The 26,257-nt window shown below is 38.7% G+C and carries 24 protein-coding genes and 1 pseudogene; 12 read left to right on the top strand and 13 right to left on the bottom strand.

Going from position 1 to position 26,257, the window contains the following annotated elements; translation table 11 throughout:
• Positions 1-78 precede the first annotated feature (78 nt).
• The 6 genes from DTOX_RS14220 to DTOX_RS14190 all read right to left on the bottom strand — a co-directional run bounded on the left by DTOX_RS14220 (position 79) and on the right by DTOX_RS14190 (position 8,538).
• Entirely contained in the window at positions 79-1,347 is a 1,269-nt protein-coding gene (locus tag DTOX_RS14220; RefSeq protein ID WP_042315900.1) for an NAD(P)/FAD-dependent oxidoreductase, read from the bottom strand.
• An 8-nt stretch (positions 1,348-1,355) separates the two neighbouring features.
• The gene (locus tag DTOX_RS14215) at positions 1,356-1,811 is read right to left on the bottom strand and encodes a 4Fe-4S dicluster domain-containing protein (RefSeq protein ID WP_042315897.1); all 456 of its coding nucleotides are present in this window, start codon (positions 1,809-1,811) and stop codon (positions 1,356-1,358) included.
• Between the two features lie 5 nt (positions 1,812-1,816).
• The gene (cooS, locus tag DTOX_RS14210; RefSeq protein WP_015758381.1) at positions 1,817-3,688 is read right to left on the bottom strand and encodes an anaerobic carbon-monoxide dehydrogenase catalytic subunit; all 1,872 of its coding nucleotides are present in this window, start codon (positions 3,686-3,688) and stop codon (positions 1,817-1,819) included.
• 97 nt (positions 3,689-3,785) lie between these two features.
• Positions 3,786-4,217, bottom strand: coding sequence for an RrF2 family transcriptional regulator (locus tag DTOX_RS14205; protein WP_015758380.1), 432 nt, complete (start codon positions 4,215-4,217; stop codon positions 3,786-3,788).
• 114 nt (positions 4,218-4,331) lie between these two features.
• Positions 4,332-5,558 (bottom strand): glutamate 2,3-aminomutase, encoded by a 1,227-nt coding sequence (gene eam, locus DTOX_RS14200; protein ID WP_015758379.1) that lies wholly within the window; start codon positions 5,556-5,558, stop codon positions 4,332-4,334.
• A 220-nt stretch (positions 5,559-5,778) separates the two neighbouring features.
• On the bottom strand, positions 5,779-8,538 hold the full coding sequence (locus tag DTOX_RS14190; RefSeq protein ID WP_015758378.1) for a YheC/YheD family endospore coat-associated protein: 2,760 nt from the start codon (positions 8,536-8,538) through the stop codon (positions 5,779-5,781).
• 132 nt (positions 8,539-8,670) lie between these two features.
• Between DTOX_RS14190 and DTOX_RS14185 the strand changes: the two genes are divergently transcribed.
• A complete protein-coding gene (locus DTOX_RS14185) occupies positions 8,671-10,038 on the top strand; it encodes a UDP-N-acetylmuramoyl-tripeptide--D-alanyl-D-alanine ligase (RefSeq protein ID WP_015758377.1) in 1,368 nt (455 codons plus the stop codon).
• 5 nt (positions 10,039-10,043) lie between these two features.
• Here DTOX_RS14185 and DTOX_RS14180 read toward each other — a convergent pair whose 3' ends face one another.
• The 4 genes from DTOX_RS14180 to DTOX_RS14165 form a co-directional block, all read right to left on the bottom strand.
• Complete coding sequence (locus tag DTOX_RS14180; RefSeq protein WP_015758376.1) at positions 10,044-10,742, bottom strand: Crp/Fnr family transcriptional regulator; 699 nt, start codon at positions 10,740-10,742, stop codon at positions 10,044-10,046.
• A 234-nt stretch (positions 10,743-10,976) separates the two neighbouring features.
• Entirely contained in the window at positions 10,977-11,567 is a 591-nt protein-coding gene (locus tag DTOX_RS14175; protein WP_015758375.1) for a DUF1847 domain-containing protein, read from the bottom strand.
• Between the two features lie 66 nt (positions 11,568-11,633).
• A complete protein-coding gene (locus DTOX_RS14170; protein WP_015758374.1) occupies positions 11,634-12,590 on the bottom strand; it encodes a sulfite exporter TauE/SafE family protein in 957 nt (318 codons plus the stop codon).
• A gap of 44 nt (positions 12,591-12,634) precedes the next feature.
• A complete protein-coding gene (locus DTOX_RS14165) occupies positions 12,635-13,018 on the bottom strand; it encodes a hypothetical protein (RefSeq protein ID WP_015758373.1) in 384 nt (127 codons plus the stop codon).
• A gap of 536 nt (positions 13,019-13,554) precedes the next feature.
• Between DTOX_RS14165 and DTOX_RS23100 the strand changes: the two genes are divergently transcribed.
• From DTOX_RS23100 to DTOX_RS14135, 7 genes are all read left to right on the top strand, one after another.
• Positions 13,555-13,719 carry a hypothetical protein gene (locus tag DTOX_RS23100; RefSeq protein WP_015758372.1) on the top strand — a complete coding sequence of 55 codons (165 nt, stop codon included), beginning with the start codon at positions 13,555-13,557 and terminating at the stop codon, positions 13,717-13,719.
• Between the two features lie 295 nt (positions 13,720-14,014).
• Entirely contained in the window at positions 14,015-14,512 is a 498-nt protein-coding gene (locus DTOX_RS14160; protein WP_015758371.1) for a hypothetical protein, read from the top strand.
• 107 nt (positions 14,513-14,619) lie between these two features.
• Positions 14,620-14,844 carry a hypothetical protein gene (locus DTOX_RS14155; protein WP_015758370.1) on the top strand — a complete coding sequence of 75 codons (225 nt, stop codon included), beginning with the start codon at positions 14,620-14,622 and terminating at the stop codon, positions 14,842-14,844.
• Positions 14,845-14,894: 50 nt separating this feature from the next.
• Positions 14,895-15,545 (top strand): lactate utilization protein, encoded by a 651-nt coding sequence (locus tag DTOX_RS14150; RefSeq protein ID WP_015758369.1) that lies wholly within the window; start codon positions 14,895-14,897, stop codon positions 15,543-15,545.
• A 274-nt stretch (positions 15,546-15,819) separates the two neighbouring features.
• Positions 15,820-17,337: an HlyD family secretion protein gene (locus DTOX_RS14145; protein WP_015758368.1), complete on the top strand. Its 1,518-nt coding sequence runs from the start codon at positions 15,820-15,822 to the stop codon at positions 17,335-17,337.
• A gap of 167 nt (positions 17,338-17,504) precedes the next feature.
• Positions 17,505-18,263 carry an ABC transporter ATP-binding protein gene (locus DTOX_RS14140; protein ID WP_042315891.1) on the top strand — a complete coding sequence of 253 codons (759 nt, stop codon included), beginning with the start codon at positions 17,505-17,507 and terminating at the stop codon, positions 18,261-18,263.
• Positions 18,260-19,477, top strand: a complete 1,218-nt coding sequence (locus DTOX_RS14135; RefSeq protein WP_015758366.1) for an ABC transporter permease — start codon at positions 18,260-18,262, stop codon at positions 19,475-19,477. Before DTOX_RS14140 ends, DTOX_RS14135 begins: the two co-directional genes overlap by 4 nt.
• A gap of 88 nt (positions 19,478-19,565) precedes the next feature.
• Here the strand turns inward: DTOX_RS14135 and DTOX_RS14130 are convergent, their stop codons facing one another.
• Complete coding sequence (locus tag DTOX_RS14130) at positions 19,566-19,754, bottom strand: type II toxin-antitoxin system antitoxin (protein WP_015758365.1); 189 nt, start codon at positions 19,752-19,754, stop codon at positions 19,566-19,568.
• Positions 19,755-19,766: 12 nt separating this feature from the next.
• Positions 19,767-20,609: an SPFH domain-containing protein gene (locus tag DTOX_RS14125; protein WP_015758364.1), complete on the bottom strand. Its 843-nt coding sequence runs from the start codon at positions 20,607-20,609 to the stop codon at positions 19,767-19,769.
• A 291-nt stretch (positions 20,610-20,900) separates the two neighbouring features.
• Here DTOX_RS14125 and DTOX_RS14120 point away from each other — a divergent pair, with 291 nt between their 5' ends.
• The 4 genes from DTOX_RS14120 to DTOX_RS14105 all read left to right on the top strand — a co-directional run bounded on the left by DTOX_RS14120 (position 20,901) and on the right by DTOX_RS14105 (position 25,332).
• Positions 20,901-21,578, top strand: a complete 678-nt coding sequence (locus tag DTOX_RS14120) for a response regulator transcription factor (RefSeq protein ID WP_015758363.1) — start codon at positions 20,901-20,903, stop codon at positions 21,576-21,578.
• A complete protein-coding gene (locus tag DTOX_RS14115; protein WP_015758362.1) occupies positions 21,575-23,137 on the top strand; it encodes a sensor histidine kinase in 1,563 nt (520 codons plus the stop codon). The genes DTOX_RS14120 and DTOX_RS14115 overlap by 4 nt, the downstream gene beginning before the upstream one ends.
• 343 nt (positions 23,138-23,480) lie before the next feature.
• Entirely contained in the window at positions 23,481-23,774 is a 294-nt protein-coding gene (locus DTOX_RS21595; RefSeq protein ID WP_157862971.1) for a hypothetical protein, read from the top strand.
• A 1,228-nt stretch (positions 23,775-25,002) separates the two neighbouring features.
• On the top strand, positions 25,003-25,332 hold the full coding sequence (locus tag DTOX_RS14105; RefSeq protein WP_157862969.1) for a hypothetical protein: 330 nt from the start codon (positions 25,003-25,005) through the stop codon (positions 25,330-25,332).
• 607 nt (positions 25,333-25,939) lie between these two features.
• On the opposite strand, the pseudogene DTOX_RS14100 reads toward DTOX_RS14105, so the two are convergent.
• Positions 25,940-26,257: pseudogene (locus DTOX_RS14100) on the bottom strand (transposase); the annotation flags it as partial.

Below are 26,257 nucleotides of genomic sequence, written 5' to 3'. Positions count from 1 at the left end.
TAATGTAAATAGTTAATTGTAAAATAGTTTTACTGGTTAACATTAGCCTCAGCATGGAAGGGGGCGGGGAGTAAGTCTCTAATGGCAGTTGTCATTACAAGCAAAGCAAAACTCTCCGTTTTCTTTTTGAGCGAAGAAATTGGCATAAGTCATATTAAATATTTGTTCAGGGTGAGATATTTTAGTTTTATCCTGCACAAGCTTACCGATCAGTCCTGAATTTGAAATATCGCCTTGTAAAATAGCTCCTTTAATAACCCCGTCTTTAAAAATAATCTTTTTATAATTGCCGGCATCCTGGTATATTAATTCCTTAGAATCGCTGTCTGCCTGCCCGGTTAAGCCGAAAGAGATTGTGTGCAGTCCATAAAATGTCATAGAGTTTTTAAAAGCAAAGTTTATCTCCAATTGCCGGGGAATTGCAGCCATATTGGAACCTGCTGTACGCCCTTGCAGTATGGCGGAAGGCCAGATAGGTGTCAGGGAAACCTGGCCTGTAAAGGTTTCCGTTGATTCACAAACATCACCTGCAGCATAGATATTAGGTACGGAAGTTTCTTGGTATGAATTTACCTGTATGCCACGGCCAATCTTTACATTGGTATTTTTGAGAAATTCTATATTTGATCTTACCCCTGCTGCCACAATGACCAGCCCGCAGTGAACAAAGGCACCGCTTTGTAAGACCACGCCCCGCACATTATTGTCCTGGTCGAGTTTAATTTCAACGGTTGTCTCCTTAAAAAAGAAGTTAACCGCGTTTTGTCGAAAAAGTTTTTCATATTTTTGTGCTGCAGTTTTATCCAGTTGTAAGGGCAGAATATGTTCAGCTGTTTCTATTACAGTGACTTCAAGTCCTCGATCGGCGAGGGCATAGGCAGCATCCATACCGATCAGGCCGGCTCCTATAACAACCGCTGCACCGGTATTTTCAGCAGCCAGATTAACGGCAACGGCATCCTCAATGTTACGAAGACCGAATATTTGCTTAGCGGCAGCCAGGTTTTTTATAGGCGGTATAAAGGATGAGGAGCCTGTAGCTATAAGCAGGCGATCATAGCTAATCTTTAAATCACCTGTGAGGAGAACAGTTTTTTCTTCTGTGTTCAAACCAAGCACTTCCTGACCCGCCAGCCAATTGATGTTATATTTTTCGAAGAAATTTTCTTCGGCGAAATTTATTTCACGAGGCTGCCTGCCTTGGCTTATAACATGATGCAGCATGCAGCGTGAATATATTGCCTTATCTTTGGAGACAATTGTTATCTCACCATTAGGGTCTAACTCGCGTATGGTTTTGGCTGCATTAATACCGGCAGCGCTGGCACCCAGTATTACATATTTCATTATAATGCTCACCTCTGCTCCATTGTTATAGCACCTGTGGGACAGGCTTCCACGCAGCGGGGGATATGCCTGCCGGCGCAGAAATCACATTTTACGGCACGTGTACCGTTTACCCTGTCCGGTTGAATAATTCCGAAGGGGCAGGACATAACACACATCCAGCAGCCTGCGCATTTATTAATATCACAGGATACTTCTCCTGTATATGGATTTTTCGTCATAGCTCCTGACATGCAGGCGGTTACACAGGCCGGATCATCGCAGTGCCGGCATAATATTGGTACCGGTTTTCCATCGTTTCCTGGTTCTATGAAATTGCGGGCCTGGTTAGCTCTGTTCTCTAAGTCCAGCAATAATACAGACTTATTTCCAGTGTGTTCGGCCATACAGGCGAGTTGGCAGTTTTTGCATCCCTGGCATAGATCTTTATTTATTAATATGCGCCGTCCCTGTTTCACTGCCATCCCCCCTATAAGCCCAGAGCTTTTCTTTTTTGTTTGATAATAGTTTCCAGTTGATCAGCCGCCGGGATAATTTCCCCTTCTAAAATTACCTTGCCACCGGTCAGTTCTTTCAGATCCTCTGTTAAAACCTTGCTCACCAGCTTGCTGCCGGTTACGAACGGAGGTATAGCCAGGTGCAGCGGCAAACCAAGTGCAAGGCCAAAGGCGCCGTCAGCCAGTGCCTGTTCTTCCAACCACTGGGGGGCTGAGAGAACCAGGGGCAGTTGTGGTATATCAATATTCAAAGCTCTGGCCAGTTCTGTGGCTACTATTTCCAATCTGCCTATGGACAGGCAGGGACCGAAGTTTAATACAGGTGGAATGCCCAGTTGTTTACATACAGCTTTGAGGTTTTCTCCCGCCAGTTCAGCAGCTGACGGAGACATTAACCCGCAATTTTCCAAACCACCGCTGGTGCAGCCTGCTGACAGCACTATAATGTCTCTTTTAATTAATTCTTTAGTCAGTTCAACACTGAAAACATCGTGTCCTTTGGCTGTAAGATTGGAGCAGCCAACTACTGCAGCAACACCCTGTATGGTGCCGGCAGCGATTAGATCGATGAGAGGTTGAAAAGTACCGCCCAGGAATTTTTTCAGTGATTTTTCACTGATCCCGGTGATAACGTCGTTATAACCATGTTCAGGAATGTCTATCTGTACTTTACCCCGGCGCTCCTTATAGCTGGAAACAGCCGCCAGCATAATTTGATTGCTTGTTGCAGCAGCGTTTTTAATATCGAAAGGTATATACTCAGCATTAGCTTTCTTGCAAACATCGTCCAGGCAGATTTGTTTTACCAGGAAGCTGTCACAGATAGGCTCAATACCGGGCAGAGTACAGTTAAACTCACTTAGCACAAGATCAATTGCACCGGTGGAAATTAAAGCTTCGCTGGTAAAATTGTTTCCTGCATGACCGGCAAAGACTTCCTTGCAGTGTACGCCGCGCAGTTGGAGATCCTGGCCGACACAGGTGCAGCCTACAAGTTTAAATCCTTTTGCACCTGCCTCTAGGGCCATTTTTTTTGCTTCCGGACTGACCAGTTTTTCTTGCAGTACAGATATAATAGAATGCTGGTGTCCCGTAACCATAATATTGATATAGGCATCGTTAATAACTGAAAAGCCTACTCTGGCGGGAGTTATTTGCGGTTCTCCCAGCATGATATCATTTAAATGGTTAGTTAATGTTAAACCATAGAGCCCCGTAGCGATACCCAGTCTTAAGGCGTGCAGGAGCATATCCACAGGATCGCTGGAAAGGTTAGTGCTGGTTTTTACCAGTGCGTCAAATACTTCGGATTTGGCTCCGCCGGGCAAAATGTTTAATTGCTGCCAGCGTTGGTACCTGGGGCCATATGCCATTTTTTCTGTTAGAGTCATAGTCTGGTTGCGGGGGCGGTAAAGATCCTCAAGTACTTTATCGGCTATTTTTACAGCTTGCAGGTTGGGATTACTTTCCTCAATACCTATTAGTTCTGCTGTTTCTTGCAGAATATCAAGCCCCTTAAGGGTCACCAGGGTGTTGCCCAAACCGGTCTCACGCAAGTTATTGGCCGTATTTTCGACTATATGAAGATAGCAGGCCGCACCTGCGGCTACTGCACGTAAAAAGTTCCTGGCAACTATGGTATCAGCGTCGGCACCGCAAACTCCTTTCGGGGAAGTCGGGGTAATCCGGCAGGGACCGTTGGAACAAAGACGGCAGCAAACGCCTTGCATACCGAAACCGCATTTTAAAGACTGCTCCGGCACACGGTTAAAGGATGTTTCCACATCTGATTTGGCGGACATAAAAGCGCTCAAAACACTATCTGCTGAAGGACACATTTTCATTATTATAAATACCTCCTTGAATTTATACTATACTAAAATAGTATACTTTGTGTTAAAAAAATAATGAGTGGATAAGATAATGCTTTTTTCACTCACTTTAAAGTTTAGATAAGTGCTGCTTGTAGTTGTTTTTCAGTGTCTCAAAATCATACTTCTCTAATTCAGTATTCATTGTTTGCTGTATATTAAGTAAAGCCTGGTGTATTGGGCATATAGCAGTATGATTTTTATTGCATCCTTCCGGTGAAAGCAGGCATCTGTTAACCATAACCGGACCTTCTACCGCTTCCAGCACATCTTTTAGTGTGATCTCCGCAGGTTTTTTAGCCAGAGAGTAACCTCCCCTGTTTCCACGCTGGGATTCGACGATTCCCGCTTTGATCAGTTGAGGAAATATTTTTAGTAAAAAACGAGTGGGGATATTCTCGTCTTCTGCTATGAGTTTTGCTTCCACTACTTGGCCGCGGGGGAGAAGAGATAAATAAAAAACTGCTCTAAATGCATAGTCGGTTGCCTGATTAATTTTCATTGTAGTCTCCCTTGGCGGGTTTAAAGTATACTTATTGAGTGAACTTTGGTAATAATATACCTTAGATAAAAACAGATGTCAAGTAGATATTATAAAATTTTCATGAGAAACAATCTAGCTTTTTTCAATAAAGGCAACCAGTTTATTTTCCCAGGTGCGCAGTGTAATCTCATTATGTTCGTTGAAAAACAGGTATTGAGGTTGAATAGGGACTTTACCCAATCCGCCGTTGACATTTACTATATAGCTTGGAATAGCCAGTCCTGAGGTATAACCTCTTAGTTTCTCCATTATTTCCAAGCCTACTGATAGTTTTGTGGAAAAGTGCCGTGTTCCTTTGACAGGCATGGCGTGAAATAAATAATATGGTCTTACCCTGATTTTAAGCAATTCCTGGTTTAATTTTTTTATTATATGGGGATTATCGTTGATTTCTTTTAATAAAACACTCTGGTTGCTCAGAACCACACCTGCTTGAATCAACTTATTGCAAGCGGTTGCTGCCTCAGGCGTAACTTCCAGCGGGTGGTTAAACTGTGTATTGATATAGAGGGGGGGATGATTGCCGAGTATGCCGCATAATTTTTCTGTAATTCTCATAGGCAGGGTCACCGGGACACGTGTGCCGATTCTCTTGATTTCTACGTGATTAATGTTATCTAATTCTGTAAGCAGCCAATCCAGTTTTTTGTCGCTCAATAAAAGAGCGTCACCTCCGGTAATCAAAACATCCCTGATTTCAGGATTTTTTTTAATGTAGTCTACCGCTTTTTCAATGTTCCCGCTGCTTGTATGCAAATCCTGTTTGCCAATTGTCCTTTTGCGCTGACAGTGCCGGCAAAAGGAGGCGCACTGGTTGGTAACTTTGATAATTAACCTGTCCGGGTAGCGCCTTACCACTGCTTTCGTAGGAGAGGTATTCTTTTCATCAACCGGATCGCTCAAGCCCAGTTCATCCTGCAGTTCCAATATGCTGGGGATAAACTGTTTTCTAATAGGGCAGTTGACGTTGTCTACAGCGGACAGACTCAAATAGTAAGGTGAAACTGCCCAGCGATATACTCGTTCAACTTTTTTTATATCTTCCAGTTGAGGGCAGGTATTTAAGATTTTTTGCAGTTGTTCAACATTACTGAACCTGTTTTTAATTTGCCACTTCCAATTTGACCAGTCCTTATCAGTGGCCTTGAGAGTCGTTATTATTTTACTTTTGGTTTGAGAGTTTTCCTCAATCCGTTCAAGCCCTGTTTGAATATTATCCCGAGCATTTAAATAATCATTTATTTTACTTTTTAGTTCCTTGGCCCTTTTCATAGAATTAACATGTTCTTGATCGTTCATTATCTATACGCCTCCTGAAAACTAAGGGCTTCTTAGGCTTTTTCGCACTCTGGGAAATTATGCTTATGATGAATTTGTGGATAAGCCATTGCATAATGAAGTAAGAATTTATATTGCATAATCAATGTCAGCACTGCATAATTTTCAACGAGCACGAGTGCCTGTGGCTGCTCGAAAGTCGCTTTAAGCGACTTTCTTGAGCGCATTCCGTATTTGCTGATCAATCTTCAGATTGAAGTATTTGTGAGACAGCTATTTCTCCTGCCAGTTTATGCTCCAGTCTACTGCAAATTAATCCTGCTGTCTGTTGAACTAAATATAAACTGTATTTTATTGGTGTTGCGTAAAATTTATAGGCCTGGCTTTCACTGCAGAGATCTATATAGTCCATAATACTGGGCTTACTGTTAACCTCTAACAACCATAACCTTCCTTTAGTGTCAATAGCCACGTCAAGTCCTAATATCCCCTGTCTGCCAAAAGAGCACTCAATAGCCAGTGCGATTTTTCGGGCAAAATCAACCAGGTATTGCATACTCATTCCCGGTATATGGTGCTCCAGTTCATGTAGCGGCGGTACAAACTCGGTTCCGCCGGAGCTTATATTGGTGATTAAGCTGCCATATGGAGCCAGCCTCAGGGAAACCAGATTGATTTGCCAGTTTGCTTTATCATCTTTTTGCATCACTATACGCAGGTCGAAGGTTTTGCCTTTATAGGTGCTAAGTTTAATAGCTTGTTGAACTACCGCCATTGTTTCGCCATACTTAGTTTCTATGAATTGAAATAATTCTTTAAACTCCTTAAAGGTAGTGTATTTATTCCTTCGACCGCCGGTTTCGCATTTAAAAATTCCATCAGTTTCCTCAATATAAGTGACTTCATGGCCATGGCTGCCATATTCGGATTTAACAAAGACACGTTTCCAATTGAGCAGTAGTTCTTGAAGATTGTCAATGGTTAAATGGCGCGTTGCAGGTATTAAATCTTTGGTTTGATTTAAAAATTTTATAGACTGAATGGTTTGATATTTACCAAAAAAACGGCGGCTGTTGATTAGAGCTGTGTTTTCTCTTTTTCTAAGCAGTCTCATCATTTCTTTGGCCGTTTCCCGCACAACTTTTTCTGGGAAGGAACCGAGATCATATACTATATCAGGAAGTGGAAAATATTTATCCTCCCATTTCCCTGTTATTCTGTTGAAAAATATCCCAACCATTTTTTCATCAGACCAGTTTATATCCTGAGCAGTGAAATAAAACAGCGTGCAGCCAAGTTCGTAAGCAACTTTTTCAATATATTCGATCTCTTTATATTTGGTATTTTTAATATATTTGTATTCAATAGGTGACTTCAAGACTGCCAGAAGTGGTCCAAGGCAGATAACATTATTGCTGCAGGCAAACATATTTATTTTTATACCCGAGCAGCAGCCCATTGCGGTCATAATATCAGAACTGATACCAATCTGTTTATGATTTACCAGCGAATTGCTGATATGAACACCTGCAGTAATTTCACTTGAACCCAGTTTGATCAGAACAGGTTTTCCCGGATCGATTGTCTGAAAGACCTCGCTTTTATTGATAGTTATAGTTTTTGGGGGCAGTGTGGTAAGCTCAATCAATTCCATAGTTCCAGCAGCTGAGTGTGATTCTGTACTTTTGCACGGAAAGCCATCTAAAAAAGCTCCGAAGAGGCAAGGATAGCGATTTATTTTAATATCAACAGGCTTGCTGTTTAATCTTTTCATGCTTACTTTTAGAGGTTTTCCGTTAACCTCAATCATCCAGATAGAGCCATCTGAATCTACTCCCATGTCGATACCCAGTTCGCCAATTAATCCATATTCCGCTTCCATCGCCAGTCCTATCTTAATAGCATAGTTTTCAATGTTTTGCTTGATTTCTCTTTGCCTGCCGATTTGGCCCGGAAAAGCGCTGGATAAAGCTTCTGAGAGACGTATAACCTGGCCCCCGCTGCGTGGGCTGGTAATTAAGCAATTCTCAGGGCCAACTCTGGCTAATACCCCGCTGACCTCCCATTCTCCTAGACCGTTTTTTTGCAGCATAACTCGCACATCAAAAGGATTGCCTAAAAAAGATGCCAGGCTAATGCTTTTTTGAATAACGTATCTTTGACTTAAATGTCCAAAATCCTCCATTAAATCAATAACTGACATTAAATCACTGGTTGATTTTCTGGTGAAAAGCTTATCACGATGGTGTTCCAGAGAAAAATATTGACCGGTTCGGGATACTTTGATAATGCCTTCACCCTTATATAAAAGATCTGGTTTAATATAAACACTATCATATTTCTCCATAAAACCAGTTAAGCTCTGAAAGCTGAACTCCGAATAGGGGAGAGTTATTTTTTGCAGATCTTTATTCTTTGAACATAATTCATAGGTCTCTAATTTCCCTAATTTAACCATGCAATTATATATTTTAATATCTGTTAATCCAAATTCATTTATCTTTTCCCGAAAATCAGCCCCTACTAATCTACCCTTAGATCCAAAGCAGCGGTCGTAAATCACTCTGGGAAAGGGAACGCATACCTCATGGTACAGGTTATCCGTGCCAATTAAATGTCCTTTGATTAGCAATTCATTCCAATCAATATCATCTATAGTGAAGAAGACAAGCAATCCCCCAAGATTCCTCATATGATTAGTTAATTTTATGTAAACATTATCCTGATATCCTTCCAGCACATGCTCTTTTTTAGCGGCAGAAATTAATATTCCTAAAAAAGGACCAATTCTCATGCAATCTGATTCATCGTAAAATATGTTTATATGCTCCAAATTTTTTATTTTATAGAATGTATTATTAAACTTTGCATGTTTGAGATAACTGTTATAGATAACATCGCATCTATGTATACCCCAAAAAATTTGACTGGTATTATCAAAATAGTTCTGGTTTAAATCCAGCATCAGGTGATTATTTTCCTGTAATATTTTTACTAACATGGGATACCTCCAGTAGATTTCATAGAACCAAAAAAGAATAACGGCATATCTATAATATATGGAAAAACAAAAAATCTGACACCATTATGCATAATTATTGTAATGCTTGGATAATAGAGGGTGGGGGTTAATATGAAAAACCTGAATCTAAAAGAGATGCTTTCAATAATAGAGGGGAAAATAATACGAGGTACTGACGAACTATTAATTGATCATGCAGCAATAGTACCGCATAAGTTAAAAGACAATTCACTTTATTTTAATATGCAGGATGACCCTGTAGATTTTAATAGTTTTAAAAATTGTGCTATGGTTATAAATAGTGAGCATTATAATGTTGAAAACAGTAAATGGACTGTTGTTGCGGTAGAGGATGTAGAAAAGGCTTTCTGGCGATTCGTAAAATATTATCGCAATCTCTTTAATATTCCTGTGGTTGCTGTAACAGGAACTTGTGGTAAAACCACTACAAAGGAAATGATCAAGCATATTCTGTCACTGCATTTTAAAACAGCAGCCACTTACAAAAGTATTAATGGGTGGAGGATGCACTTGCCTTATCTGCTTGAAATAGATGAAACAACGGAAGCGGCGGTTTTCGAGACTGCTGTGGCATACCCAGAGGATTTAATTGAGAGTTGCCGGTATTTCAAGCCTGATATAGGCATTATAACGAATATTGGTGTTGATCATTTGTCCGGCTGCAGTACATTTGATAATTATTTAAACGCAAAAGCAGAAATGATGGAGGGTTTAGGTTATAGAGGAACATTGATATTAAACGCTGATGATAAAAACATCAGCAGGATTGATTTACAGCCTTATAAAGGAAGAATTATTTATTTCGGACTGAGTAAAAAATCTCATTTTAGAGCATCTGAAATTAGTTTGACAGACAAGGGGATGCAATTTTCACTGGAATATAAGAAATTAAGATATGATATATTTGTTCCCGGCTTCGGTACGCATAGTATTTATAATGCTCTTGCAGCGATTGCTTGTACTCACGTATTGGGATTGGGTATTAAGGAAGCGGCACTGAGGTTGGCTTCCTACAAGCACCTGGAACGTCATTTACAAGTTGTTCCAGGTGTTAACGGAAGCACAATTATTGATGACACCTGGAGCTCCAACCCCACATCTATGCAAGCAGCGCTGAAGACCCTGCAAAATCTTTCCGGGAACAAGAGAAAGGCAGCTATACTAGGGGATATGTTTTACCTATATAGCTGGGAAAAGGAATTACACAGGGAAATTGGTAACCTGGCAGTAGAGATCGGACTGGATATATTATTAACAGTAGGTGATGCCGCTTCAGAAATAGCCAGGGGAGCTCTGGAAAAAGGAATGAATAGTGAAAATATATTTATTTGTGCAGACGCCGATGAAGCCTATCAAGTAATTTGCCCTTTGCTGGATGATAATACAATAGTCTTGGTGAAGAAATCTATGAAGGTTTCTTTCAATAATTTAGTTAATAAAATAATGAATAATGAATAATATTTTTATACTACCCAATTGGCCAATTTGTTTGGGTTAACAATTTTAATATCCTTACCCTCTACAGTAATACTCTGTTCCTGTTTGAATGTATTAATCAAAGAAGTTACTGTTTGTCGAGACGTACCAATCATATTGGCTATTTCCTCATGAGTTAGGCGCAGCTTAATCAGTGTTCCGTTCTCTGTGTTGATACCGCAGCGCTCGCCTATTTTCAGCAGCATGAGAGCCAGCCGGCCCGGTACCTGCCAGCAGACTAGTTCGTGAATAATTGATTCTGCCTCACGCATACGAGTTCCCAGGAGTTTGGCCACCTTAATAGAGAGATAATGATGATCAGTCATAAGCTTTAGAAAGTCCTTGTAAGTAACCACATATAATACTGCATCAGTCATAGTACCGGCAAAACAGGTTCTTTCAGTTTCATAAAGAGTCTCTGCTATGCCCATAATTTCTCCCGGGTTACGTAAACTGCCTACATTAACCTTTCTGCCGTCAGCATTTAACCTGTATATTTTTACATAACCGCTTTCGATATAATATATTTGGTTAGCTTTATCACCGGCGGAAAAAATCACATGGCCTTTGGGGTAATTTATTTTTAGACCGGTTTGCATTATAGCCTTAGTTTCTTCTTCCTCTAAAACTAATGTGTCCATATTGTTATTGTTTTCAATTAATTCTGTATTCTTAGTGTCTTTCATGCTTCTGATCGTCCTTTCTTATGCTCAATAAATTAAGACATTATATATTCTACAACATATTAATTGATTTAACAACAATCTGAAATAGTTAATACAAAAGTTAATATTAATTTGTATGAATTATAAACTAATGCAGATAATATAAAAGGGACTGAATTAATCAGTCCCAGAAATTCATATCTACGCATGTGTTAAGTATTTGACTGTGAAAAAGTTGATATAAATATCTAAAAGTTAACTGCCAATAAATTTTTTTCTATAATAACTGGAGTATACCACACCTAAGGGGTTATGGGCCAGTACCCTGTCTTTAGCGACAAAGGTAGTTACCGGTGCTTCTGAGTATTTTTGAAACAAAATATCATGCCCGACACACAATCCCACAGATATATTCAGCTCGGTATTGCCCTTATTTAAAATCATAGCCTGACCTATCGGATTGCACAGTGCTTCAAACTTTTTATCTTTTTTAGCATAAGGCACTTCATAGTCTTTTTTATCCAGACCGCAAACCTTACAACAAACAGAATCCACATTAAATCCCTTATTTCCCAGCATCTTAGCCAGAATGCTTGCCTCGTCTGCTAAGCCGACACAAAAAGCCATGCCCAGTTTTTTATATTGCATTCTGGAAGCAAAGTTAACCAATTCCTCAAAACGCGTTAATTTATTTCCAAATTCAGCCTGCAGGTGTCCGCTGATCACGTGGCAGCCTTGGTTGAAATCTTCCTTATAGGGAGTTAAATCCTGTTTGCCTCCGGTACAGTCAAAACCTTCCTTGTCACACCTGTTTTTTTGCTCCTGTTTACAATCGGCACATTTCATAAAAAAAGACCTCCTTACCTTCCTAAACCCTAATTAGCTTAAATGACTATTACGGATTAAATTATATTACATTTTAAAACCTGTTAGTTGAAAAATTAATTTGCCAAACACATATTGAGTGCCGGAATAGGTTAAGATTACTGCTAAGAGACCTTTAAGATAAATTGCTTTAACATGTTTTGACAGTTTGGGTCCAAGGTAGGAGCCTATAACAATACCGACTAATTCAAAAGCTAACATATTATAATCCACGGTGCTTCCCAACTGCATATAATTTGCAATACTTGCAAGTGAAGTAATTAAAATGGATAGTGCTACGGTGCCTGCAACAATATACATGGGAAAACCCATGAAGCTTGAGATAAAAGGTACCAGCAGGAAACCTCCGCCAACACCCATGGAAGAAGATATAATGGCCACTACAAAGCCTGCCAGGAAAGGAACAACGGTTTTATATTCAAAAGTTTGTCCGGCAAATGTGAACTTATTGTTTCCCAGACCGGATTCTATAAAATTAACACCGATATTTTTAATCTCACTCATTCTGCCGCTTGCTTTCAGTTCTTTAACCTTTGCTTCAAATGTTTTTGTTGCTTCCTTAACTTTAGCCTGACCGTTTCGGAAACCGGGCGTCAGTTCATACCAAAGTCTGGCTGCCACTATATAAGTTACCAGACCAAAGAAGGGCTTATAACTACCCATATCAGACAGAAATGAGTGCGATAACCAGGAACCCAATAAAGCACCGACAATTCCGCCAACTGCTAAAGCTATAGAGACCTGTATAACCAATCTTTTTTCACGAATGTACATGGGTGATGAAATAACCGGACTGACGGTAGTTAAAATTTGATTCATAGGCTTAACTATATTAGCGTTTTTAATACCAAAAATAGATATATGGCCTATACCTCCAAGGATCCCTCCTGCGGCACCTACCGAGGAAAACACATAGCCTGTAACAATTGACCAGAGTATAAGCAATACCGGGCTTACTGTAACATCAGCCACACTGAAATACATAAAATTTACCTCCTTATGATATAGATGTTTTGTCCCTTGCAATCTTATATCGTCCTGTTTTTGACAAGGACAGCCCTGATTAATTTAAGAGTTGCCTTATAGAGAATAATAGCGGCTGGATACCATAATAAAATGCCAATCCTGTAGCTCCCTATAATTATTTCACTAAAGATAAAACTAAGCAGCCAGATACATAATATATGAGGCAATAAAGAGTATAGGTTTTCACAGAAGGAAATGGCCAGCAATTCCATATAAGTTTCTTTGTATAGGGATTGAACAGCCTTGTAAGCCTCCACCTCGCCTAATGTATAAGCTGTTGACGACAGTTCCTGGTAACTTTTTAATTGGGTTTTTAATTCCATAACTTTTTTAGTATGAGGATTTCTTTTAGTAAAGCCACTAAAACATTTTTTTACCAGATGCATATTGCATACCCTCTCTCAAATAAATTTCGATAGCCCACCTCCTGTTTCGGTTTTGGGGATCATAAATCTGTTATAACTAAGGTAATGAATACCAAAACCAAACAACAATAAATATAATTTATGTTAGTAAAAAGCTATATTTATTTATCATAAATATTATGACATGTCAATGATGATTCGTCTGTCACTTTCACGACATAAAAATGTCACTTTCATGACATAAAAATGTCTTTTATCCGACAAGAAAGTTGTTTTAAGCTATTTCGAGGCAGCCATAGGCTTATTTAGTATAAATTTGTATTTACATTAAGGAATGAATTATCGGCAAATCTTTCATAAGCATGATTTGCCGGAGTGCAAAAAAGACGCCTTAAGCGTCTCTAATGCCGTATAATCCTGCATGGGTTATACTAAGCTAAAATTTATTTCTTGTGAAAATAGCAACCTGATACAATTTCATAGTTAAAAATATTTCTATAAAAGGTTATAATATAATATAACGTTATTATAAACTTATATATGGGAGGATTATCTGTATGCTGCCTCAAAATAACCCCCTTAAAAAGGTACTGGTTATTATTGCCGGGATTTTTGCTGTGATTTTAATTTCAAAATTAATTTTCGGTATAATTAAGTTTGCTTTGATTATAGCTGTTATTGGCGCAGTCGTGTGGTTTATAAGTAAAAGGTTAAGAGGGTAAGACTGTCCGGTAGAATTTTATTATTAAAGAATTTGACAATTAGTTTTTAGCTAAATGTTTTAAGAAAGGTGACTGAACATCCTCGAAAGCGGGATTATCAGTCATCTTTTCTTTAATACCGGCTTTGAATAGAGATTTGTCAACAGTTCTTATACAGTGTTTCTTCTTTTTGGGGTTAAGATTTATTATAATGAATTACCTGATCACAAAGGAAAAACGTTTTTGCATATTGAACTATGTATAATCAATTTTATGACTATACATGGCTATACAGAAAATAAGAAGGAGTAATTGCATGCAAATAGAGATTAACTGGCTGGAACTTATTAGAGCCAACGAGGGAGAAATTTTGGAGGCAGGACGTCGGGCCTTTAAAAATGCTTGTGGTTCAAGTGGACCGAAAGAATATACGGAAGACGCAAAGATCAATATGTATGGGGCAGTGGAACAATATGAAAACCACCAGGATTATTGTCCTTTAGATGTATGGCTGGGTCAGGCGGTCGCTATTTTTAGTTTCTCAAGGTTTGACCCCTGGGATTATGAACAGGAAGTAGAAAAAACTATTTTCGCGCTGTTGGATGCGATTCAAGCTGAGGAATTTCGAAAGTATTTGAAACAGCAAAACCTTGAGCGAATTGACAGAATTGATCTGGAAAATTGGTCAAAAACTGTTTGTGAAACTATAAACAGTAAGTACCTTGAGTATTATATAAACAAACATATTGAAGAACAGGTACAACAGCAATACAATAAATTTTTGGAGGATCTGATGAAGCCGTGCCCTTTATAGGTATTAGGCCGGTAAAAATTTCATATCTGCAATCTGATGCTGGTTGGGGGGTATAAGAAATCAAGGTATATGTTGAATACCGGCAGACCTGTTTCCCTGATCCTGATATGGAAACAAAAATATACTCTTCGGCAAATATATCATTTGACTGTTTTTTTCGTGAATGTAATAAATTAAAAGAAACCGGTGCAGGCAAACTTAATTTAGAACCGGTAATTAAGGAAATGCTGAGCCAGGGTGTAACTCGCAAAAACGGTGATATCATGTGTCTTTTAGGCGATTCTACTTGCAAGAATAAATTGTTTTATGATATTACTATAGAAAAACAGTAATTTGTAAAATAATTGAATGATTTGTATTTTATTATTTGGGGGAATTAAATTTGAGTTTAACGTGGGAAATGAATAATTGGAAATATGAACAGAGATGTATGAAGGCAGTGGAAGCTCTCAATAAAAAGGGATTTACAGCTGTTTATTGTGCTGACTCCGGGAAAGCGGTTGACTATATTTTAAAAGAGTCCGGAGAGGCTGTTACAATTGGCTTTGGCGGTTCTATGTCTGTGACAGGTTTACAACTGGGTGACAAGTTAAAGGAAATGGGCAAGCAGCTTTTAAACCATGGAGTGGCTGATTTATCCCAGGAAGAAAGACTGGAAATTATGCGCCGTCAGTTAAACTGCGATTTATTTTTGACCGGTACAAACGCCCTGACACTTACAGGTTGTCTGGTTAACACAGATGGTGCCGGAAACAGAGTTGCGGCTATGATTTTTGGACCTAGGAAGGTAATTGTAGTGGCCGGTCGCAATAAGTTGGTCAGTGATACTGAAGGTGCTTTGCATAGAATTAAGGATTATGCGGCACCTCCTAATGCCAAGCGGTTGAAGTGCAATACTCCCTGTGCTGTTACCGGTTTTTGTGCAGACTGCAGCTCCCCGGATAGAATCTGCCGGATAACCAGTGTTATAGAATACAAACCCAGGTTTACAGATATACATGTTTTAGTGGTCAATGAAGATCTGGGGTTTTAAAAACACCTGAAAGTCGCGTAAAGCGACTTTTTTTGTTGATTTCAGAACAAAAAGTCTGATAAAAAAGGCCATAAACCTCAGGTTAAGTTATATTAACATGTTCCTGAACATTTCACCGTTCGTTCACATAATGTTCACAATTGCCCTTTATAATTAGGCCCAGACAGCAGAGGAAATAAATATTAACATGACCGGAGAAGTGCTATTTGTAGATCTATACAGATGAAACTTCTATAAGATAGATCGAAATAAAGTTTATAGGAGGGAGAAGGTTTTGCATAATACGGATTCCGCTGTTAAGCAACCAAATAAAATTCTAGCTCTTTTAAAAGGTAAAAAATTTCTGTTTCGTTTATTAGCCATTCTGGCAGTAGGATTGGTTGGCGCCTATTTTTTTCAGAGATCTAATAAAACTGAGGTAAGTTATATTACTGATACTGTTAAAAAGGGATCTGTAACCAATACCATTCCGGCTACCGGTACCATAGAGCCGGTAAGCACAGTATCCTTAAGTTTTGAGAATGCTGAGGTAATAAAGAAAATATATGTAAAAACAGGGGATCCGGTTACTGCCGGACAACTGCTGGCTGAGCAGGAAGAAGATAGCCTGCAAGCTCAGTTGACTCAGAGTTCAGCAAGTTTAAAGTCAAATGCCGCTAAACTGGCACTTCTGAAAAAAGGTTCTACTGAAGAGGAGATAGCTAAGGCTGAGTCAAGTGTAAAGGTGGCTCGTTCAGCGTATGAACTGGTAAAATCAAAACTTGATAAGAATCAAAAACTTCTTGCTGAGAAGGTTATATCACAGACTGATTTTGACGATATAAACAATGAATTTATCAGCGCGGAGGGTAATTTAAAACAGGCTGAGGAAGCCTTAAAATCGTTGCAAAAAGGAAACAGAATAGAAGAAATAGAACAAGCTGAGGCTCAGGTTGAAAGCAGTAATGCACAGCTTAAAATAGCTCAAAAAGACCTGGCTGGTACAAAAATGATCAGTCCTATGGATGGTATAGTAAGCGAAGTAAATGGGGGGGAAGGGCAGAGGGCAACGGCCAACAATAACAGTACGAGCAGCGGGACAGGCTTTATAGTTCTGATTTCGAAATCTCTGCAGGTTGAAGCTCAAGTTAATGAAGCTGATATTGGCAAGTTAGAAATTGGCCAGACAGCGGAATTTACGGTCAATTCTTATCCAAACAAAGTTTTCACCGGAAAGGTAAGCAGTATTTCTCCGGAGGCAGAAACTGTATCTAATGTGCAGGTTTACAATATAATTATTCAATTAGAGGGTGAGCAGCAGGAATTGAAAGCCGGTATGCCTGCAAACCTAAACATAATAATTAATAAAAAAGAAAACACATTGACTGTGCCTAAAGGAGCAGTTACTTATGCCACCAGCTATCTCAGTAAAAATGAACAGAGCACTGCTTTAAAAACGGAAGCAACAGGCAATCAAACCAAAAGCAGCAACAGCGGCAACAATTCCGGCAGCTCAAAAGGTTCAATTAGATCCGGCAGCGGCCAGGCAGCTACAACTTCAGGAGCGGCCAAGGAAAGCAGTCAAAAAACACAGACCACTATAATCGGTAAAGATGAATCGGGTAAACCGGTTTCTCATCAAGTGCTATTAGGCTTGTCGGATTCGAAAAACTATGAAATATTGGAAGGTCTTAACGAAGGTGACATTGTAATAGTAGGGGACAGCAGCGCAACAAGTACCGGGACTGCGAGCACCAGTAAGAGCAGTAGTGGCGGCGGCGGTTTGCTGGGAGGCGGAGGGCCTCCGCGGTAAAAGTTTTTTATACTCGTTGGAAATTGTGCTTATTATGAATCCGCGGATAAGTTAAGGCTGCTATTGCATAATTTCCAACGAATGCCTGTGGCTGCTCGAAAATCGCTTTAAGCGACTTTCTGGTAATAAAAAGATAGTATAAAACAGAGCTTGGGATGGTGCTGTCAATGTCCGAAAAAACAGCGATTTTGCTGAAAGATGTAAAAAAAGTATATGACATGGGAGAAACGCAAATTTTAGCCTTGCAAGGCATTAATCTGGCCATACGGGAAGGAGAAATGGCAGCCATCATGGGATCTTCCGGTTCGGGCAAAAGTACCTTGCTAAACATTTTAGGTTGTCTGGACACCCCCACTGAGGGAAGATATGATCTTGACGGAGAAAATGTTTCCAGAATGGATAAAAATCAACTGGCTGCTATTCGCAACAGGAAGATTGGTTTCGTTTTTCAGGGTTTTAACTTGTTGGGAAAAGTCTCTGTAATGGCTAATATTCAATTACCGATGGTTTATGCCGGTACTCATAAGAAAGATATGGTGGACAGGGCCAAAGAAGCTCTGGAATGGGTAGGGCTCTCGAAATATATGCACCACTATCCCAGCCAGATGTCGGGCGGACAGCAGCAGAGAGTGGCTATAGCCAGGGCTCTGGTAAATAATCCTTCTATGCTTCTGGCGGATGAACCTACAGGTGCTCTTGATTCGAAAACCAGCATAGAGATAATTTCGGTAATTCAGATGTTAAATATCGAGAAAGGCATTACTGTGGTAATGGTTACTCATGAAAAAGATATTTCATTATATTGCCGCCGTTTAATCAATGTTAAGGATGGTCGTATTATTAACGATAGTCCTGTTTTGAAAAGAAGAAACGCCGCCATGGATTTAAGTGAATTTAACAGAGAAGCGGAGGGGGCTCTGATTTGAATTTTATTAATAATTTTGAAGTTGCTTTAAACGGAATTAAGGCCAATAAAATGAGATCTTCTTTGACCATGCTGGGTATTATCATTGGGGTTGCTGCTGTCATTATAATGATTTCCGTGGGGCAGGGCGCCAGCAAAAAGATTTCCGATCAAATTTCCAGTATGGGTTCAAACCTGCTGATGGTTTTCTCAGGAGCCGGAACGGGTCCCGTGCGGGGGGCTTCGGGAAACGTTAATACGCTCACCCTGGAGGATGCTGAGGCTATAGCGGATTTGAATATGGTCAGCAATGTTGTGCCTGAATTAAGTACCAGTGCAACTGTAACTTATGATAACCAAACCTGGACATCCACGGCTGATGGAACTACACCTGAAATGCTATCGATAAAAAAATGGTCTGTGAGTCTGGGATCATTTTTTACCAAGGAAGACATAACCGGTGCCAGTATGGTAGCTGTGATAGGTAATACAGTTGCGGAAAACCTTTTCCCGACCGGTTTTAACCCGGTAGGCTCAACGATTAGAATTAATAAGCTGGCTTTTACTGTTGTCGGTGTGCTTGCCTCCAAAGGAGCGGCTATGGCCGGGCAGGACCAGGATGATGTCATTTATGTGCCTGTCAGTACGGTTCAAAAGCGGATGATGGGTGTAAATTATGTGCGCACAATTAATGTGCAGACTGCTACGGAAGACAGTATGACTTATGTGCAGAGCAGCATAGAAACCCTGTTGCGTGAGAGGCACCGCATCAGCGGCGATAAAACAGATGATTTCAATGTGCGCAATTTGACCTCGGTACTGGAAGCCGCACAAACCACCACCGGTGTTATGACACTGCTTCTGGCCAGCGTGGCTGCCGTTTCTCTTTTGGTAGGTGGTATTGGTATAATGAATATTATGCTGGTTTCTGTTACGGAGAGAACCAGGGAGATAGGACTGCGGATGGCGGTCGGAGCAACTGAAAGCAATATTCGCAACCAGTTTCTGGTGGAAGCTCTGGTGCTCTGTATGGTGGGTGGTATTATTGGTATTATTACCGGAGTCATAGGGGCAAAAATAATTTCCCAAGTATCCGGGTGGTCAACCTACATAACTATGTCTTCAATTTTATTGTCAACCGGTTTTTCAGTGGCTATCGGAGCTTTCTTTGGCTATTATCCTGCTAAGAAAGCAGCCGGTCTTGATCCTATTGTGGCTCTCCGTTTTGAAAAATAATTTTTACCAATAACTGCATTTATTCAATTTCAGAAATAAACCCGTATTATCTAAAAAGATTACGGGTTTATGTATTGTATATTGTTTTCTATTTTTTATCTTCATTTAGGATTTGAGCAGTTTCTTTTTTTGGCAGCCTGCCGGCCTTGCCGGCCGCGTTTCGCAGAATGTATTCAATTTGTGCATTAACACTGCGAAATTCATCTGCTGACCACTTTTCCAATACTTCATATAGTTTTGGATCTATTCTGAGTAGAAAACTTTTTTTAGGCGGCACGAATATCACCTGCTAATACAGACTGCCAGCATTAATCACCGGTTGAGCAGCTTTTTCCGAAACAATTGCTACCATGAGGTTATTGATCATAGCAATTTTACGTTCATCGTCCAGGGAAACGGTTCCTTCTTTGAGTAACTTTTCTATGGCCATTTGAGCCATTCCGACAGCGCCTTCTACAATTTTTTGTCTGGCCGCTATGATGGCGTTTGCTTGCTGCCGCTGCAGCATGGCACTGGCTATTTCAGTAGCATAAGCCAGGTGGGTTAAGCGGGCCTCCGTTACTTCCACTCCTGCTAGAGTAAGACGGGATTGAAGCTCTTTGGCCAGTTCCGAAGCAACTTCCTCGGTATTGCCTCTCAGTGAGTAACCGGCTTCCTCAAAGTTGTCATAGGGGTATTTGGTGGCAACATGACGCAGAGCTGTTTCACTTTGTATTTCAACAAATTGTTCATAGTTATCAACATCAAACAAGGCTTTTGCTGAATCCACTACTCTAAAGACAATTACAGCAGCAATCTCAATAGGATTGCCTTCTACGTCATTAACCTTTAGCTTTGCGCTGTTAAAATTGCGGACTCTTAAGGATACCTTCTTGTGCTGGGAAAAGGGAATTGTCAGCCAAATACCGTTTGTATTGATGCTGCCCATGTATTTGCCAAAGAAGGTGACAGCTTTTGCCTGGTTTGGTTGAACAATAACCATTCCTGCCGATAAAACCACAAATAAGATAATTAATATTACTGCTATACCAATCCTAAGAAAGACTAATGAGCTGAGAACAGCTGCAAGAAGAAGCAGCAATAGCAATAAAGCCAGAAACCCGTTAATTTTCCAAGCCGAGCGTTCTTGCATTTTATGAGCCTCCTGTCTGATAGATATTTAAAGCATATTAATATGATATCACTTTATTGTGAATTGTCAAGAGGCTTGGTTTATTTGCTGTTCACAATATGTTCATAATATGTTCACAATTTAAGTTTATAATATAAAAATTATACATGATATTAATATGAGCATATCGTTAATTTCATCTTAATTAAACTGTACTGCTTCCGCATTGACATTTTTTAAATCAATCAACAAGGAAAAAATAATTACGCTATAGAAATTTATGTCATGACTAAGTATTGGGGGTTTTTTCTTATGGCTTCGGTAAAGAAAATTTTAATAGCTGATGATGAGCCGCGCATGTTAAAACTGGTATCCGATTTCTTAAAAAAAGATGGGCATAGCGTTTTCGTAGCTGATAACGGTCGACAGGCCTTGGATATTTTCAATGAACAGCAGTTGGATCTGGTTATTTTGGATGTTATGATGCCTGAGTATGACGGTTGGGCTGTATGCAGGGAAATCCGCAAAACTTCTCATGTTCCTATAATTATGCTGACAGCCAGGGCTGAAGAGTCGGATGAACTGTTTGGGTTTGAATTGGGAGCGGATGAATATGTTACAAAGCCCTTTAGCCCCAAAATATTGGTAGCCAGAGTTCAAGCCTTATTGAGAAGAATAGCGGAGCACAAAAATCAGATGATTTCCATTGAAGGGCTGGAAATAGATGAGAGCGGTCGTTGTGTGACAGTTGACGGGGTGCCTCTGGATTTAAGTATGAAGGAGTTTGAGTTGTTAAACTACCTTGTAAATAACCAGGGCAGAGCGTTGAACCGGGATCAGATTTTGAATGCGGTGTGGGATTATAATTATTTTGGAGATGCCAGGACCGTTGATACCCACATAAAAAATCTAAGGCATAAACTTGGTGCTAAGGGTTTGTTTATTAAAACTATTCGAGGTTTGGGGTATAAGTTTGAGGTGAGATCATGAATTTAACTATCACCAAGAAGCTATTTTGGGGAATGAGCGGTCTGATAATGATGTTTGTATTATTATCGCAATTTTTCAATAGCCGTTTTCTGGAGGACTATTACGTTTCTGAAATAAAGAAACAATTAACAAATATATATGCAAGTATTAATGATATATACCAAGGAGATGCTGAAGAAATTTCTTTGCAGTTAGAGAAATTAGAACGAACTACCGGTATTCATATTATTATTTTTAATTCAAATTTTGAACCGATATATCGTTTACAGCGAATACCTGAAGAACACTTTGAGGATCAAGAATATGATGAGCAATATCACCAAAGGAGTTCTGATGATAATCCCTTTATTCCTTCACCAAATAGGAATTTGCAAAATCCAGATCCCTCGCCTCCCGGAATAAAACAGGGTTTTGAGAAGAATCTTCTGCAATTGAATCAAAAGGAAGTTAAGGAAGGTAAAATGGTTTTTAATATTTCAAAAGATCCCAGAATTCAGACAAACTTTATCAGTTTATTGACTTCATTGAATAACGGTGATTACCTGATTCTTAGCACCCCTTTTGCTTCAATAAGTGAGAGTGTGCGGATAGCAAATCGGTTCTTTTTATTTACAGGTTTGCTGGTTTTTGTTCTAGGCAGTATTGTTATTTTTATCTTTTCCAAAAAGCTCACTATGCCTATATTAAAATTAAATGATATCGCACAGAGAATGGCCAAACTGGATTTTAGTCAAAAATATCAAGTTGAGTCTAACGATGAGGTTGGCCAGCTTGGTGAAAGCATTAATTCCCTGTCAACCCAATTGCATATTGCCATATCAGAGTTGACTGCGGCAAACCATAAGTTATTGGAGGACATTGAGCGGGAAAGAAAAATTGATGAAATGAGGAGAGAATTTATTTCCAATGTCTCTCACGAGCTAAAAACTCCGATTTCTCTAATCCAGGGTTATGCTGAAGGTTTAAGGGAAAATGTCAATGAGGACGAGGAGAACAAGAATTTTTATTGCGAAGTGATTGCCGATGAGGCTAATAAAATGGGCAAACTGGTAAGAGAGTTATTGGACCTTGCCCAGATAGAAGCCGGTACATTTAAGTTGGAAAAAAGCAATTTTGATATATCCCGGCTTATTGCAAATATTGTGGAAAAGTATAAACCCATTCTCTTAGAGAAAAAAATTGATTGTTCTTTGCAAGAAGAACCTGAATTTGCGGTATCAGCTGACCGTTTTCGAACAGAACAAATAGTTTTTAATTATCTTAATAACGCTATTAATCATGTTAATGATCAAAAGAAAATTACTATATCTATTCAGAAAATCAACAGCAAGGCCCGTGTAACAGTTTATAATTCCGGTTGCCCGATAGCCCCCGAATCGTTGGATAAGGTTTGGGAAAGTTTCTATAAAGAAGATAAAGCCCGGACAAGAGCTTACGGAGGCACCGGACTAGGTCTATCTATTGTGAAAGCTATACAGGAAATAGATAATAACAAGTACGGTGTATTAAATAAAAATGCCGGGGTGGAATTTTGGTTTGAGTTGGATATTGCCGGTTAGCACTCCAATGTTATAAAACTTAGTGTAGTTTTTGAATATGTTGATCTATGTCTCTTATCCAATCAATTAGGGCAAAATGAGGTTTTCCCGCTATTCTGCGGTACTCATCGGAAAACTTAAACCGTATGCTGATGTTGTTGCCTTTATGTACCTTGATGTGTTAAACCAATTCAATCAGAATTTCCCTTGTTAGTCTGTCGGTGTTTATATATCTGCTAGATATGGTTGAAAATGGGTTTTTGTTATCACGCCTTTTTCAAGCTCGGCCTGTTCCGCTTTCAAATTGCCAATGACAGTTTGGGCTATATTAATAGCAACAAGGTACTTATTAAAGACCGAGGGTATGCCAAAATTTCACGTATGGATAAATATGAAAATGATAGTCATCTTTTCGTCGTTTGGTTACCTAAAAAATTATACCTTGAGCGATAAAGAGCCGTTAGCACTGCTTTCTGTGGAAGATTCCAATGCAGTACAAGATTTTACCTGTTATGTTAGATCCGAGCAAAAACGTTCTGAAAATCGTTCTCGAATTGTGATTATTGAAGATAAACCAGAACATTTTATTATTTTAGCAACTAACTGTATGGATATCCCGGCTAACGAGATTGCAAATACGTACAAAAAACGTTGGTAAGTGGAATTATTATTTCGTTTTATCAAACAACATTTAAATATTACAAATCTGTTTGGAAAATCAAATAATGCTGTATATGGGCGATTATTTGATGCATTAATTGCGTACGCGCTAATTCATTGGTTATACTATGAGACAAAAATGAATTGGTGATTTATTAAATTATCATTAATTTAGTTTGTTCGACAATTTTCTTTGGGGCTACTCCTATTAGAGGCAATAATATGCATATGTATATATTTAATTAATTTAGATATTTAAGTGGATAATGTTGACTTTTAGGAATAGGTAAGATGTAGATAATCAAAGGACTGATACGATATATGTTATCAGAAAGATTATAACGTGTTCAGTTTTTGGGGAAAGTTTTTTATCTTTCATTTTATTTTATAGTGGGATCACTGAATATGTACGTTTGAAAATATTTTTTATGTCGGATAATATTAAATATTGTCGGAAAACTTATCCAGCAAATTTGAAGGATTTTGTTATTTATTAGAGAATATGTTTTTTAATATCTAATTTTTTTTAAAAAATTAAAATATTTTATGGAAGGGATAACTGGGGTTCTATACCGTAGTGTTTGCATGAAAAGTTTTAGACAGGTATTTTAATGGTGTTTTTAAACCTATTGCAAAAACTGTGATACCTAAAATAACCTTTCGGCATCACAAATCCTTGTATTACAAGGATATTTAACTTGTTACATTTATTATTTCTTTCCATATCGGGTATCAGTAGTTTTATGCAAATGCTACGTATACACAAATCGTCCCAAAGTCCATTAGCAGAATATATTTTAACATTGAGCAAGAAACACTGGTATTCTCTAATATTAAGTAAAGTTACTGCGCCAGGATTCTTTTCGTTGTACCTCTCACCAACCCATTGAAGAAACTTCGATGCATTATTTTTGTATGTCTTCAATGTATACGGCTGTATTCCCTATCTGACGACAAAAGGTAATTTGTATATTTTTCTAGCATATGATCACTGTGTAAAACTTATTTATTTTGTTTATGATACCAGGTTATTGCCAAACTGTCTATATAAGTTACGTTATATGGACAGTTTACCACGAATCGTTGTTATTAACCGCTATCGGACTTTGGACGATATATGTATAGAACCCTAATTATGGGCTATTTGCAATGGATAATATGCCGTTGATTGCCATTTTTCTTCAATCTGTTCCTGAATGTTTTATATTTTACTGGCTAGCTCTTGGTTGGACGATTTTACTATTCAAAATATTACAGGTGAAGTAGTGTGGGAAAATGGTACTTTCGGAACATTAAACGAAGAACTTGATCAGACTAACTGCTATGAAATAGACAGTGAGGCTGGTTTCTGTTTTGATATTGACCTTTTAGCAGAAGCTTTAGAACAATACGGCTGGGGAAGAGCTGATGTTTATCATAGAACTAATGAATCTGGTAGTGCCAGTGTTTGTATTGATTACTGGCACAAGAGAAATTTTACCTGGTATTCCTTCTGTAACAATTGGTTCTCCGGGAATTACACTATCTACCACAACAAATTGGGATCACGCCGTTAGATTCATAGATTTAGACTATTAAAATTTAGACCAACCTCTTTTGAGGTTGGCCTAAATTTTAATATAAGTTCTATAATATTCATGTATGAAAGGAGAAGTCTTTATGGACTTTATTTTTGGAATCATAACCGGTACGGGAGCTACTTTATCTTTTTTTGTTAGTCTCCATTCACTTTTTATCAAAAAAAATAATATGTGGATTTTTTATTCAATAATTAGCGGTATAATGGGAAGTCTGTTTATTTCATATTCAGTACAGTTTTAATACCAGTTTTATTTAAAAATAAAAAGCATATTCTCGGCCATATTTAATCCTTTAAAACCGAACATATTGCCGAGAATCCTACTCTTCTAGGGAGACCCAACTTCCACACTTAAATTCTTTTTCTCCAGTACTGTCTTCGCATATTTCTAGACTGTTTCAAAAATACTCTTTTTTTGATTTATCCTAATGATTTTAAGAACACTACTGGTATTAACAGGTAAAACATCAATATTTGGTGATGGTTTCTATCAAAAGCTCATCCAACAATGCAATTAAACAGCATAATAATGCATACATAATGTTGGTTTCCATATAACCCCTAACGAGTAGGCACACTTGTCCCTAAACAACTATTTCAGGATTTTTTTCAGCTAATAGTATTGTTTTGATATTATGTAAAGCCGCATGGAGTTGCAACTTGAATCCATTTTTTTCAAGTCCATTATATCTACCCTTTCGGGCTCCATTTTTAGTAACACAATAAATTATTCTTTCAATCCGACTACGGAAACGATATTCCTCTTTATACTCTTCGGTTTGTTGTTGTTTGCGCACCTTTTGCAACAATGCTTCATGTGGATGTATTCTTACTGTCCTGCCATCTTTACTTTTGGTGCATTGATTTCTTAGTTCGCAATTTTGACACTGTTCTTTAAAAAA

It is taken from the genome of Desulfofarcimen acetoxidans DSM 771 (assembly GCF_000024205.1).
In the GTDB taxonomy this organism is placed as follows: domain Bacteria; phylum Bacillota; class Desulfotomaculia; order Desulfotomaculales; family Desulfofarciminaceae; genus Desulfofarcimen; species Desulfofarcimen acetoxidans.
Note: the sequence above shows the minus strand (reverse complement) of the source record. Positions and strands in the feature narration are given on the sequence as shown.

Coding starts and splice junctions, on each gene's coding strand:
- DTOX_RS14170 (WP_015758374.1), bottom strand. CDS start 12,590: ATGTATTTCAGTGTGGCTGATGTTACAGTAAGCCCGGTATTGCTTATA.
- DTOX_RS14190 (WP_015758378.1), bottom strand. CDS start 8,538: ATGTTAGTAAAAATATTACAGGAAAATAATCACCTGATGCTGGATTTA.
- DTOX_RS14120 (WP_015758363.1), top strand. CDS start 20,901: ATGGCTTCGGTAAAGAAAATTTTAATAGCTGATGATGAGCCGCGCATG.
- cooS (WP_015758381.1), bottom strand. CDS start 3,688: ATGAAAATGTGTCCTTCAGCAGATAGTGTTTTGAGCGCTTTTATGTCC.
- DTOX_RS14180 (WP_015758376.1), bottom strand. CDS start 10,742: ATGAAAGACACTAAGAATACAGAATTAATTGAAAACAATAACAATATG.
- DTOX_RS14115 (WP_015758362.1), top strand. CDS start 21,575: ATGAATTTAACTATCACCAAGAAGCTATTTTGGGGAATGAGCGGTCTG.
- eam (WP_015758379.1), bottom strand. CDS start 5,558: ATGAACGATCAAGAACATGTTAATTCTATGAAAAGGGCCAAGGAACTA.
- DTOX_RS14175 (WP_015758375.1), bottom strand. CDS start 11,567: ATGAAATGTGCCGATTGTAAACAGGAGCAAAAAAACAGGTGTGACAAG.
- DTOX_RS14140 (WP_042315891.1), top strand. CDS start 17,505: ATGTCCGAAAAAACAGCGATTTTGCTGAAAGATGTAAAAAAAGTATAT.
- DTOX_RS23100 (WP_015758372.1), top strand. CDS start 13,555: ATGCTGCCTCAAAATAACCCCCTTAAAAAGGTACTGGTTATTATTGCC.
- DTOX_RS14125 (WP_015758364.1), bottom strand. CDS start 20,609: ATGCAAGAACGCTCGGCTTGGAAAATTAACGGGTTTCTGGCTTTATTG.
- DTOX_RS14160 (WP_015758371.1), top strand. CDS start 14,015: ATGCAAATAGAGATTAACTGGCTGGAACTTATTAGAGCCAACGAGGGA.
- DTOX_RS14215 (WP_042315897.1), bottom strand. CDS start 1,811: ATGGCAGTGAAACAGGGACGGCGCATATTAATAAATAAAGATCTATGC.
- DTOX_RS14220 (WP_042315900.1), bottom strand. CDS start 1,347: ATGAAATATGTAATACTGGGTGCCAGCGCTGCCGGTATTAATGCAGCC.
- DTOX_RS14155 (WP_015758370.1), top strand. CDS start 14,620: ATGGAAACAAAAATATACTCTTCGGCAAATATATCATTTGACTGTTTT.
- DTOX_RS14205 (WP_015758380.1), bottom strand. CDS start 4,217: ATGAAAATTAATCAGGCAACCGACTATGCATTTAGAGCAGTTTTTTAT.
- DTOX_RS14185 (WP_015758377.1), top strand. CDS start 8,671: ATGAAAAACCTGAATCTAAAAGAGATGCTTTCAATAATAGAGGGGAAA.
- DTOX_RS14165 (WP_015758373.1), bottom strand. CDS start 13,018: ATGCATCTGGTAAAAAAATGTTTTAGTGGCTTTACTAAAAGAAATCCT.
- DTOX_RS21595 (WP_157862971.1), top strand. CDS start 23,481: ATGCCAAAATTTCACGTATGGATAAATATGAAAATGATAGTCATCTTT.